A 12,989-nucleotide genomic window follows, 5' to 3' on the forward strand; every position below is an offset into this window, starting at 1 on the left:
TTTATAAATAAGCTTAAATGAAGTAATTGTTGTAGATAATTATGGAAAATAATAAATAAAAATCATGGAGATAAATGATGTATCGTAAAAAAATAATAACGCAATCTATTAAGTTTGCTCTAATTGGGGGAGCCACGGCCAGTGCATTGGCTTTGCCTTTCGCATCCGCTGTAACAGAAGAAGAAAGTGTTGATCCAGTTGAACGCATTTCGGTGACAGGATCTCGCATTGTACGAGCGAATAATATTTCTACTAGTCCTGTTTTAGCCATTAGTGCGGCTGAAATCAAAGCGACGGGTATTACGCGTGTTGAAGATTTTTTAAATGAAATGCCACAAGTGGTTGCGGCGCAAAACTCAACGGTGGCAAATGGCTCATCGGGAACTGCAACCGTTGACTTACGTGGCTTAGGGGAAGACAGAACCTTAGTGTTAGTCAATGGTCGCCGATTACCGGCAGGAACGGTTAATGGTTCTTCTGCTGCCGATTTAAATAATATTCCGATGAATATGATTGAACGTGTGGATGTGCTAACTGGTGGATCCTCAGCGACTTATGGTGCCGATGCCGTAGCCGGTATTGTCAACTTTATTTTAAAGAAAGACTTTGAAGGGTTTGAATTCGATTATCAATACAGCTTTTATCAGCATGATAATGATAATACTTATATGCAAAATTTGGTAACAAGCTCTGGTTACGATGTTGAAAGTGGTAATGTGACAGACGGTGATACCAATAATTTCTCCATGCGTTTAGGTTCCAGTTTCGATGATGGTCACGGTAATGTCACTATGTATGCGGTTTACCGTAAAGTGGATGCCTTATTAAATGGGGCGCGTGATTATAGTGGGTGCTCACTTGGGGGAACCGCAAGCGATAAAACATGTCGAGGCTCGGGGACGTCTGCAACGGGGACTTTTCTTCAAGGTGATAATGCTTATACCGTTGAAGGCACGTCATTTACAGGCAATACACAAACTTATAATTTTGGGCCATTGAACTATTATCAGCGACCGGATGAGAATAAGTTATTGGGTGCGACAGGTTTTTATGAAATCAATGAGCATGCTGAAGTCTATGCCGAAGTGAGTATGATGGATGATCATACTGTGGCGCAAATTGCGCCTTCGGGTAACTTCTTTAATACAGACACCATTAACTGTGACAATCCATTACTATCAACCCAGCAATACGATACAGTGTGTAGTTCACCAGATGAAAATGGGGATGCAGAACTCATTATTGGGCGACGTAATGTTGAAGGGGGCCCAAGACAAAATGATATCAGACATACCACCTATCGCGGCGTATTAGGCGTTCGCGGTGAAATTAATGATGAATGGTCCTATGATGCCTTTGCCAATTATGGCAATGTGGTATATCAAAATACTTACCTTAATGATATGTCTAATACGCGTATTGCACGTTCATTGGATGTGGTCACAGATACCGATGGCAGTGTGGTTTGTCAGTCTGTGGTTGACGGCAGCGATCCAGATTGTGTCCCTTGGGATATCTTCTCTACGGGTGGAGTAACGCAAGAAGCAATTGATTATCTAGTACTGCCATTATATGCCACGGGGGAAACTGAAAATGTGCAAATCAGTGCCAGTGCCTTTGGGGATATGACGAATGCGGGCTGGGTATTACCAACAGCCACTACTGGTTTAGGCCTAGCATTAGGTATGGAGTTTCGGGATGAAAGTTTAACTTATTCTCCTGATTCTGGTTACCAGAGTGGTGATGGTGCAGGTCAAGGGGGGCCATCTACTGCAACCCAAGGCAGTTATCATGTGATGGATTATTTTATTGAGGTGAACCTGCCTATTTTAGAGGATAAATTTTTGGCCGAAGAGCTAGTCTTTGAAGGTGCGTATCGTTTTTCAGATTACTCTACCGACAATCAAACTAATACCTATAAGTTAGGCCTGAACTGGAAATTAAATGATCAAATGCGCATTCGCTCAAGTTTACAACATGCGGTGCGTTCGCCTAATTTAGGGGAGTTATATGATTCGCAAGGATTACAATTGTTTGACTGGGATGATGATCCTTGTTCAGGGACTACGCCGACATCGTCTTTGGCTGATTGTACACTAACAGGTGTGACTTCAACTCAATATGGTAATATATTAGCGAGTCCTGCCGGTCAATATAATCAATACGGTGGTGGTAATCCAGATCTCGATCCTGAAAGTTCAGATACTGTTTCTATTGGTCTAGTATTCACCCCTGATTTTATTGATAACTTCTCTATTGCTTTTGATTATTTTGATATTAGTGTGGATGATGCGATTGATGAAATATCTCCCGTTGTCATTGTCGAAGAGTGTATAGCAAGTGGGGATGCAACTAGTGATTTTTGTCAACAAATTCAGCGTAATACAGATAGAGGTGATCTCTGGATTGGCAGTACGTCTAGTAGTGGGTATGTGAGATCATTACAAGTCAATACGGGAAATTTGAGCACTCGAGGAGTCGATACCGATATTAACTATTTGCTTGAAACTAATATGGGAGACGTGCGTTTCAATTTAGTGGGGACGTATTTAGATTCATATAAGATTCAAAGTTTTAGCGGTAGTGAAACCATTGAGTGTGCGGGTAAATGGGATCGCAGCACTTGTGAAGCGCCTAAACCTAGATGGCGCCACTTAGCGACGGCGACTTGGGCGACGCCTTGGGATGTCAATCTTACTGGTCGCTGGCGTTATATTGGTGATGCCGACGAAGAAGGGAATAGTGATGATCCTATGACTTTTAAAGCGGTTAACTACTTCGACTTATCGGGCAGTTGGCAGGCACTTGAAAACCTTAACTTCCAGTTAGGTGTCAATAATATTTTTGATGAATCGCCACAAACTATGGTCGTAGCGCCTTCAGGAATTAGTAACGGTAATACCTTCTCAGGGACTTACGATGCATTGGGACGCTATATTTACTTAGGGGGAACAGTCGTATTCTAAGTATGGAATAATGAGCTGTATGGCCATGTATTCTTCAATGGAATAAAGCAATATAAAACACCGAACATGACAATGTTCGGTGTTTTATTTTTAATGTATAAAGTAATGAAAATAAATATATTGATTGATATATAAACTCAGCCTGAAACCAATGAATAATATGAATGTTTTTGTGGATCGGTTTATTCACATCACTATAAGCATGATATTGACTCATCTCTTTAATGTTAGAGCATGAGGTCATTGGTTAATGCTGGAGTCATGAGGGCGACTGTCGTTTGGATGTGTGGTTTTATGAGGATGGCTTTACTCAAGCGATCAAAAAAGCGTTAAACGCTCACTCGTTAAGCCGTTTATTGTGTGAGCGTTTAAGTTTTACGTGTTGGAAGAGCTGCTGTTACCATTTTTTCTTTGGTTGAAATAACACGTCGATATCGGCTGCTTCTTGAGTGGTTTTTGTTGGGTTAGTGACTTGTTCACCCATAATGTCTTTTAACATGCTCTTGGCTTCATCGACTTTTTGAATGATAAAAGGATCATTAGGCGTTTGCGCTTTTATGGTGTGTAAGGTGGATAAAGCTTTAGTGATCATTTGCTTGGCAGAGCCGAATTGCTTGATGTAATAAGCGGCTTTTGCTCTTGATAGCATAGCATCGACATTGATCCGTAATTGTAAACTGTCAATGTGGTTTTCTTCCAATGTAAACAGTTGTGGATCCACTTTACCTTTATGATATTCAGATTTCAGTATTGCTTTCATTTTTTTAAGCATTTGTACTAGTACTAATACCTGTTTATCTTGTTCGGGTAATTGAAATTCTTCTATGGGCGGAAAAGGGCTAGGTGCATTTTGTAAGGTTTGAATTTGTTGGGTCAAATCCAATAAACGTCGTTCATATTCTGTGTGGGTTTTAGGGGCTAAACTTTTCGCCATTTCAAGGGCTTTTTGAACACGGAGATACAAGATAAGTAACATATGAGAAGAGCTAGGTATTAGATCTATATTGGACAAGACTTCATCGGTTTCATCTATGATAGCCCGCTGGCGAGCCAGCTCGTTGCGTTTTTCAGCGTCAATTTTTGCTTTATGTTGTTGTATGACATTGATGCCGATCACTAATAAAAGCAGTGCTCCAATGAGGAGCAACACTAAAGTAAATATCATAAAATAACCCATTCAATAACAATTATATCAATATTACTACATATCAATACGCTAAGGTAGCAATCAACTCAGGATATTGTGTTTATCTTAGGTGTAATTATTCCTCTCTGTGATATATTCCTATTTGATTTAATTATCTCGGTAGACTATAACCAATTAATATAATTAAATGCCAATTGAGCCAGCTGTTCTGGCTGTGTATGACGAGCGAATTGAAGGAAAAAAGATGAAACTGCAGCAACTTAGATATATTGCAGAAGTTGTAAATCATAACCTGAATGTTTCTGCTACTGCGGAGAATTTGTATACGTCACAGCCTGGTATTAGTAAGCAGGTTCGTATGCTGGAAGATGAATTAGGTATTCAAATTTTTGGACGAAGTGGCAAACATTTAACCCATGTCACTCCAGCAGGCTCTCAAGTTATCGCTATTGCGAACGACATTTTGGGTAAAGTTGAGAGCATTAAAAAGGTTGCGGAAGAGTATACTAAGCCAGATCAAGGTGAATTAAACATTGCCACAACGGATACTCAAGCCAGATATGCGCTGCCGCATATTATTAGAGGCTTTATTAAGCGTTATCCGAAAGTGAATTTGCATATGCATCAAGGCACACCTTCGCAGATCAGTGAACTAGCCGCCCGTGGTGATGCCGATTTTGCCATTGCCACCGAAGCCATGCATTTATATTCTGACTTGATCATGTTGCCTTGTTATCATTGGAATCGCTCAATTGTCGTGACGCGGGATCACCCTTTAGCGGCTCGCAGCCAAATTAGTATTGAAGATTTAGGTAAGTTTCCGCTTGTGACCTATGTTTTTGGCTTTGACCGAGCATCTGAAATAGAAAAATCTTTTAATCGTGCAGGCTTAGAGCCAAGAGTCGTGTTTAGTGCAACCAGCGCCGATGTGTTAAAGACCTATGTGCGATTAGGTTTGGGCGTTGGTGTGATAGCCTCTATGGCCATTGATGAGGATATGGATCAAGATTTAGTGGCGATCGATGCAAGCCATTTATTTGCTCATAGTACGACTAAAATAGGGTTTAGAAAAGGTAACTTTTTAAGAACTTATATGTATGAGTTTATTGAGCATTTTGCCCCTCATTTGACCAGAGATATGATAGAGAAAGCGGTTGCACTCAGAGATCCACAACAAATTGAGGCCATGTTCGCTAATATGGAGTTACCTGTGAGGTAAACAGGCTTTTATCAAAGATTACACAAAGATAAAAGCACCAACAATATGTTGGTGCTTTTTTGTAAATAAATGAGTTACTAACACTCCACGATATTTACCGCTAAGCCGCCTTTGGCTGTTTCTTTATATTTGCTGCGCATATCTCGGCCTGTGTCCATCATGGTTTTAATGACTTTATCTAATGTCACTTTGTGGTTACCATCGCCTCTCAGTGCCATTCTTGAGGCGTTGATGGCTTTAACTGCTCCCATTGCATTGCGTTCAATACAAGGGACTTGTACCAGTCCGCCTACAGGATCGCAGGTGAGCCCAAGATTATGTTCCATACCGATTTCAGCCGCATTTTCTACATGCTCAACGGTGCCGCCCATGATTTCAGTTAACGCGGCAGCTGCCATAGAACAAGCAACCCCCACTTCACCTTGACAGCCGACTTCTGCACCAGAAATGGAGGCATTTTTTTTATACAAAATGCCGATGGCTGCCGCGGTGAGCAAATATCGGCAACAAATATCCAAATCCACTGATTCGACAAAGGTATCGTAGTAACATAAGACGGCGGGAATGATCCCAGCTGCGCCATTGGTTGGAGCGGTCACAACACGATCCCCTGCGGCATTTTGCTCATTTACCGATAAAGCAAAGAGATCGACCCAATCAAGAGCCGTTAACGGATCTGTGGTATGTTTACCTTCGGCTTTTAAGCGGCGATACATCGACGGGGCTCGCCGTCGAAGTTTTAAGCCTCCGGGTAAAATGCCTTCTTTTTGATAGCCCCGTTCAACGCAATGTTTCATGGTTTGCCAAATATGCCATAGCTGTTGTTGAATGTCTTTTTCAGCGCGAATACTGAGCTCATTTTGCATCATCAGTGATGAGATACTTAAGCCATGCTCGGTGCATAAATCCAGTAATTGAGAGGCAGAATTAAAATCAAATGGAGCCGATTTGATGGGTGCGGCAGGGGAAGCATCTTGGGCTTTGATTTCTTCTTCATCAAGAATGAAGCCGCCACCTACAGAGTAATAAGTCCGTGAGTAAAGACATTGTCCTTGCCCATAGGCATGTAAGGTCATGGCATTGGCGTGAGCTTCTAAGGTTTTCGTGCGATGGAAGGTAATGCCGTGTTCACGGGTAAATGCGACTTTTTTACCTGTGGTGAGTAAAAGAGACTCAGTATTAAATACTGTTTTTAAAATAGCAGGCACGCTATCAGTATCAACGGTATCTGGTGCTTCACTCATTAGACCTAAAATAACGGCTTTATCTGTACCGTGGCCTTTACCTGTTTGTGATAATGAACCAAATAACTCTGCTCTTAATTCATCTGTTTTTTCAATAAGATCACGATTGATGAGTGTATTAATAAAAATATTGCCCGCTTTCATTGGACCGACAGTATGGGAGCTTGATGGCCCAATACCAATTTTGAACATATCAAATACACTGATCATTCTAACATACCTTATTGTTGTACTATTTGTTGTATTTTGTACTCGTGGGAAAAGTATCCCACATTTTGTACTTAAGCTAATCATTATATTTTCTATTGCCATTTTTTTGATATTAGCAAAAGTAATGATAAAGGGCTGATATCTTTGTTGCATCATGGCTTAGACTAACTATGAATAGGCTTAACCTCAGCATAAGAATATGTTATTAATGAGCAGCCAGAAACTTTAATATCAATCAATGACAATCCTTTGGAGCCTTCGTGAGTTATTTAATGTTAGATTTAATGTCAACTCAACTGTCCGCTATTGAGTCTGAGCAAGTGATGAACCCAAAAGTGGGAGGGGTGATCCTATTTAGTCGTAATTTTGCTGATCGATGTCAATTGATCGCATTGGTGCAATCACTCAGACAGCTTCGCCCAGAATTATTAATCGCGGTTGACCATGAAGGTGGCAGAGTGCAGCGTTTTCGAGACGGCTTCACTAACATACCCGCGATGGGAAATATTCTATTGGCGGCTGAGGGGAATATGGCATTGGCAAAAGACTGGGCGCGAGAGCTAGGTTTTTTGATGGCGATAGAATTATTAGCTTGTGATATCGATTTAAGTTTTGCACCTGTTTTGGATGTTAATGGTGTGAGCGAAGTGATTGGGCTGAGGAGTTTTAGCAAGAAGCCTCAAGAGGTGGCTATATTGGCTGAACAGTTTGTTTTAGGAATGGCGCAAGCTGGGATGGCGGCGGTTGGAAAACATTTTCCCGGTCATGGCAGTGTTGCAGCGGATTCTCATATTGCAAAGCCGGTTGATGAGCGGGAAGAAGCGAGTATTGAGAAGCTTGATTTGCTGCCTTTTAAAAGCTTGATTCGTCAAAAACGTTTGCAAGGGATCATGCCTGCTCATGTTATTTACCCTAAGGTGTCTGCTGATCCTGCTGGTTTTTCATCCTATTGGCTTAAAACCATATTACGCAACAAATTAGGTTTTGATGGCGTGATATTTTCTGATGATTTAGGCATGAAAGGGGCAAGCGTTGCGGGGGATTATTGTCAACGGGCAAAAGCGGCATTGGAAGCTGGGTGTAATATGATTTTAGTTTGTAATGATCCTCAAGGGGTTGAAGATATTCTCACCCATTTTCAGTGGCCTATTGCGGACGTTAATTCAACACATCATCCTAGTCGTTTACTGGCCTGTAAACCACAAGTGATGGTGAGCTTGGAGAATGAGCAGCGCTGGAAGGCGGCAAAGGCGATCGCTCAGCGATGCCTGTGAGCTGAGTATCAATAGGATCAGACAAGCAGGCTGTGATACCCATGAAATTTCAAGATGTCTGATCCATTTTTTATTCAGTGCAGTGAATGAAAAAAATTAGCCACAGCGAGTAGTTAAGTATTCAATAATGGCTGACGATTCATACATCCAGCGTACCTGGTTTTCTTCTTCAATTCTTAAACAAGGGACTTGTACTTTTCCACCTTCATTGAGCAGTGTTTGCTTGTGCTCAGGCTGCTTGGCATCAAGGGTGCTTAAGTTTAATCCTTGTCGGCGAGCAGCGCGTCTGACTTTGACACAAAATGGACAAGCTTTATATTCAAATAAGGTGAAGTTTTGTGTAATGGCATCCACTTTTTGCTGTTCTTCTACTGAACGTTGACGTTTTTTAGGCGTAAAAATAAAGTTCAACAGCAAGATAATACGGCCTAACAGCCAACGAATAATGAACATGATGATCCTTAAGTGTAATGAAAATCGATGAGAGTTTAACTTAAGGCTCGCTAGGATAAAAGCCTTGCCGTTATTTTGTGTATTGTGATTATTTTTGTTTTGGCGCTGTTTAACCTGAACTTGGGATAATGCGTGTCAAAAAGTTTGAATACTTCATTTCACTAAAATGTTCACTGTGATGGGGGTGGTGGAAGCCTTGTTGAACTCATTAGAAAGGTGGATCCTATTGGCTTTGATTTGTCCTTGATTGACTAAGTAATCATGAATGTTTTTTAGCCTAGATTCTGTTAATGATGTGAGACTTGTTAATGAAACAGGCTGTATGTCAATGAGCCTATCATAAAGTGCTTGGTACCATTCTTGTTGGGCTTGTTTAGGCATTTTACTTTTATCTTGCTTATCGGGTGACAGTATTATTGCTTTTTGGTTGGTCTCTTTTTCATAGAGTTGAGTGAGAGCTTGAGCCAGTTCAGGCTGATTTGCATATGAATCCATTAATCTAAGATCAATATTTTGTCGGTTTATATTGGCTATGTTTGCTATTTTCCCATGAAGTTGTTCAATAGCAATAGCCTTTTTATCACGCAATTGCGTATCGGTATGGGCTATCGAGATAGTGAGCTTTGGTCTTTGTCTTAACCCTTTAGCTAGCTGGGACAGTATTTGTGTGTGTTCACTATTGAGCTGATGACTTGCTGCATCGAAATGCAGGGTATTGAGCACATCATCGGTAGCCAGAAGTGAGGAAAGCAAGGTAAAAGGCGCACTAATGGTTTTTGTGATTAATTGAATAAAAGCAGTGCTGAGTATGGTACCAATATTAAACTCAGGGGCGTTTAAATTGCCAGTAAGAGGTAAATCCAATGTAATGACCCCTTGATTATCTTCCAGTAACGCAATGGCGAGTGGAAGGGGTAATGAGGTTTCAGGTTCAACATTAGTGTTATCATTTACGCTGACTTGTTCAATGATAATATGATTTTTTCCCGTTAATGCTTGTTCTTGAATATGGTATTTTGATTGGATGGACATTAGGCCTTGAGCCATGTCATAACCCGTTAAATGACTCACATAGGGAGAGAGAGGTGGAAGATGAAATTGTTGAACATTTAATTCAAACTCAGTCTTAGGTTGAGGTAAAAATGGATTAATTTGTCCTTTTATTGTCAGAGGAGTATGAAGACCAAGGTTAGCCGAAAAAGCAAAGGGGATCATGGTTTTTTGATTGGAATCTATGTGCTTTATTGTGCCATTGATTTTATTTAGGCTGCTATTAAAGAGGGAGGAGAGGCTTCTATCTTCAAAATGATGGCTGCTGTCATGGATGTTAACTTGATTAACTTTAACATTAAGTGGCTTTGTCTGTTGATTGGGATCAGCCGCTGATTTTATCCCTTTGTGATGGGCATGATTCTTTACAGCCAAAACGGAAGAAGTTTGCCTCTTAATTGAAGAGGGTTTTATTACTGACTCAATATTGAATTGCCCACTTTTGGCTTTAATGATATTAATTTTCGCTTGTTGAATGTCGATTGAGTCAATAGAGATGCTATTGTCTTCTTGTTTCAGGTCAATATTAAGGAAAGAAAGGTTTTGCCAGAAGAGCAAAGGATCTTGTTTTGAAGTATTAAGCGTAAAATCTTGAATTTGGACTTGACCTTTAAATGCTGCTTGCTGTGTTTCATTCACTGTGACTTTTCCTTGTAATTCAAGATTTCCAGCGATATTCGTCAGGTTGAGATATTGTGCTAAATAAGGTTTGAATGGAGCAAGGGATAATTGAGTCAGTTTAATATTTGAGGCATTGGATAAACGGGATAAATCAATGGTGCCTTCGGCGTTAAATTCTCCCTGTTGATTAATTGAAAACCTTGTTGAGTAATTCATTGGCTGGCTGAAAGTTGAGTCGATTGGACCCGTTATGAAATCAATATCGGATAATTGCCATAATTGCGGCGTTGCGAAAATAGATTCCGTCACATTGAGGTTAGCTTGTTTAATGTGTGTTTCATTTAATGAAAATAACCAAGGCGTGCTTGATGGGAGAGGATGATTATTTTTCGATGGTGCTGCGTTTTCATTAGGGGTGATGAAACTAATGATATCTATACCTTGTGGGTTAATTTTTGCATTGAGATTAAGCCCTTGAGTTAAAAACTTATTAGCATTGAGTGTTCGACCACTGAGATTTGCATCAATACCTTCAAGTGCCATTAAAGGGAATGACAAAAAAGGGGTATTTTGATGAGATAGGGTGAGGTTATGGAGACTGATTTTTGCATTTTTTAGAAAGATATCAATAAAAGGGGATAGCTGCTTGCCTTGTTGGCGATGGGCGGTTAGAAGGTGATAGTCGGCGAAACCATTGAGTTGACCTTGTTGTAATTGTGCGGGAAATTCGTCGGCAACGATTTTCCACAATACGGGGAGAGAAAGCTTGTTAAGTGTTATTTGGCCTTTGAGATCAAAGGGGAATAATTGTAATCGTCCGTGTGTGGCTATTTCTCCACCTTCTTCTCCCACTAGGCTGATTTCATAGGTATTATATCTTTCTGGATTGCCATCTTTAATTTTGATTTGTGTATTGAGACTATTTAGAGAAAGGTTAATATCACGATACTGAAGTTGACGATTGTTGACAGTATTAATCAAATACGCTTGAGCATTGTGAATACGAATGTGATTGGCGATAAAAGCAGGTGAATTTTGTTGGTCTTTATTTTGATTTTTCGATGTTTCATCTTCTGTAGGCTCTTTTGTTGATAGGCGTTGCAGAATATCTGAGAAATTAAAAGTGAGCTTTGAAGGATCGGATAAACGAGTAATGTGGATAACGGGCTGACTTAAGCGTACGTTTGAGCAGGTTATTGCTTGGTTGAAAAGAGATTGCCAAAATTGAAAAGTAAAATCTAACTGGTTAAATTTAAAAAAGCTATCACCATTTTTTTCTTGTATTGAAAAACCTTTTATTGTCACATGCCAATTAATTGGATTAATCGTCATATCGAATAGTTGTACGGGGCGATGCAACCAAGATTCAATAGATTCTGGCGCATATTGCTTCACTAGCTGTGGCAGGATAAAGCCTATGGATATTAACAGCAGTATATACAGCAAGCTGACAATCAAGAGGCAATAATAAAAGATTTTGTGTTTTAAAAGGCGTTGAAGTCTATTTTTGTAACTTGGTATTCTTGCTGGCATTTTTTCCTCGAAGAACATTTGGCGAAGCATTGAGCTTGTCTTAAATCCTTTACCATTATAGAAGTGGATTATTGAACACGCATGTGAAGGAGTAAGTGATTGCTCATTTAACCGCGACATTGGTAATATATGCCGATATTAGGTTTTGATGCTATTTTCTGGAGACAAAGATTGAATAAAAGTTTAACGACTAACCTTATCGCGGCAGTATTGGTCATAGTGGGTTATTTATTGCCTCAGCCTATTATTTTATCCATTGGATTGTTCGCCTTGTCAGGGGCTGTGACAAACTGGTTAGCCATTCACATGCTGTTTGAAAAGATCCCAGGACTTTATGGTTCGGGAGTGGTTCCTTCTCGTTTTGAAGAATTTAAAGCGGGAATATCGCACTTAATGATGAAGCAATTCTTTACCAGTGAGAATATTGAACGTTTTATTTCTGGGCAAGCTGAGCATACGGCTCCTTTGAATCTAGCGCCTGTTATTGAACAAGTGGATTTAAGTCCCGCTTTTGATGGATTAGTCACAACGGTTGAAAATTCTCAATTGGGTGGCATGTTGGCCATGATGGGAGGAAGTGAAGCGATTATGCCTTTAAAGGCCCCATTCATAGAGAAAATGAAATCAGCTTTATCCGATATTGCCCAAAGTGATGATTTTCATAAAGTATTGCAAGCTCAGCTTTCTAAAAGTCACATGTCAGAGGAGCTTCAGGGGCAAATTGAAGATATTGTGAAACAGCGTTTGGATGAGTTGACTCCACAACTGGTTAAGCAAATTATTCAAGATATGATTAAAACACACTTAGGTTGGCTAGTCGTTTGGGGAGGAGTGTTTGGAGGCTTAATTGGTTTAGTGGCGGCTATTTTACCTGTGTGACATTAGCTGGTCATTGGACAATAGATCCAACAGCCAATCGATAAACTTTAAAGTGTTAAGAGCGAGTTGTTTGGCCTTTATTGTGTCAGAGTCTTTATTGTGTCAAAGTCGGCTCGCTTTGGTTATGAATGTGCCTTGAATACTGTTATTTCAGAGGTTATCACTAAGGTTTCTTGTGATAATGGGGAACAAAGATCCAACAGCCAATCGATAAACTTTAAAGTGTTAAGCGCGAGTTGTTTGGCCTTTATTGTGTCAAAGTCGGCTCGCTTCGGTTATGAATGTGCCTTAAATACTGTTATTTCAGAAGTTATCACTAAGGTTCCTTGCGATAATGGGGAAAGAGCTCCAACAGCCAATTGATAAACTTTAAAGTGTTAAGCGCGAGTTGTT

8 protein-coding genes are annotated in these 12,989 nt (G+C 40.1%); 4 read left to right on the forward strand and 4 right to left on the reverse strand.

Annotated features, from left to right (window positions below):
- Positions 1 to 74: 74 nt before the first annotated feature.
- A complete protein-coding gene (locus tag Q0791_RS08360) occupies positions 75 to 2,966 on the forward strand; it encodes a TonB-dependent receptor (RefSeq protein WP_299004744.1) in 2,892 nt (963 codons plus the stop codon).
- 397 nt (positions 2,967 to 3,363) lie between these two features.
- On the opposite strand, the gene Q0791_RS08365 is transcribed toward Q0791_RS08360, so the two are convergent.
- Entirely contained in the window at positions 3,364 to 4,131 is a 768-nt protein-coding gene (locus Q0791_RS08365) for a hypothetical protein (protein WP_299004747.1), read from the reverse strand.
- A gap of 226 nt (positions 4,132 to 4,357) precedes the next feature.
- On the opposite strand from Q0791_RS08365, the gene cysB reads away from it, so the two are divergent.
- Positions 4,358 to 5,332, forward strand: a complete 975-nt coding sequence (gene cysB / locus Q0791_RS08370) for an HTH-type transcriptional regulator CysB (RefSeq protein WP_299004750.1) — start codon at positions 4,358 to 4,360, stop codon at positions 5,330 to 5,332.
- Between the two features lie 77 nt (positions 5,333 to 5,409).
- On the opposite strand, the gene Q0791_RS08375 is transcribed toward cysB, so the two are convergent.
- On the reverse strand, positions 5,410 to 6,786 hold the full coding sequence (locus Q0791_RS08375) for an L-serine ammonia-lyase (protein ID WP_299004752.1): 1,377 nt from the start codon (positions 6,784 to 6,786) through the stop codon (positions 5,410 to 5,412).
- 260 nt (positions 6,787 to 7,046) lie between these two features.
- On the opposite strand from Q0791_RS08375, the gene nagZ reads away from it, so the two are divergent.
- Complete coding sequence (gene nagZ, locus Q0791_RS08380; RefSeq protein ID WP_299004754.1) at positions 7,047 to 8,060, forward strand: beta-N-acetylhexosaminidase; 1,014 nt, start codon at positions 7,047 to 7,049, stop codon at positions 8,058 to 8,060.
- A 96-nt stretch (positions 8,061 to 8,156) separates the two neighbouring features.
- Here nagZ and Q0791_RS08385 read toward each other — a convergent pair whose 3' ends face one another.
- Positions 8,157 to 8,513 (reverse strand): glutathione S-transferase N-terminal domain-containing protein, encoded by a 357-nt coding sequence (locus Q0791_RS08385; RefSeq protein ID WP_299004757.1) that lies wholly within the window; start codon positions 8,511 to 8,513, stop codon positions 8,157 to 8,159.
- 153 nt (positions 8,514 to 8,666) lie between these two features.
- Complete coding sequence (locus Q0791_RS08390; protein WP_299004760.1) at positions 8,667 to 11,717, reverse strand: DUF748 domain-containing protein; 3,051 nt, start codon at positions 11,715 to 11,717, stop codon at positions 8,667 to 8,669.
- A gap of 129 nt (positions 11,718 to 11,846) precedes the next feature.
- Between Q0791_RS08390 and Q0791_RS08395 the strand changes: the two genes are divergently transcribed.
- Positions 11,847 to 12,596, forward strand: a complete 750-nt coding sequence (locus Q0791_RS08395; protein WP_299004763.1) for a DUF445 domain-containing protein — start codon at positions 11,847 to 11,849, stop codon at positions 12,594 to 12,596.
- The last annotated feature ends 393 nt before the right edge of the window (positions 12,597 to 12,989 follow it).

The sequence above is a fragment of the uncultured Shewanella sp. genome (genome assembly GCF_947495455.1).
Classification (GTDB): Bacteria; Pseudomonadota; Gammaproteobacteria; order Enterobacterales; family Shewanellaceae; genus Shewanella.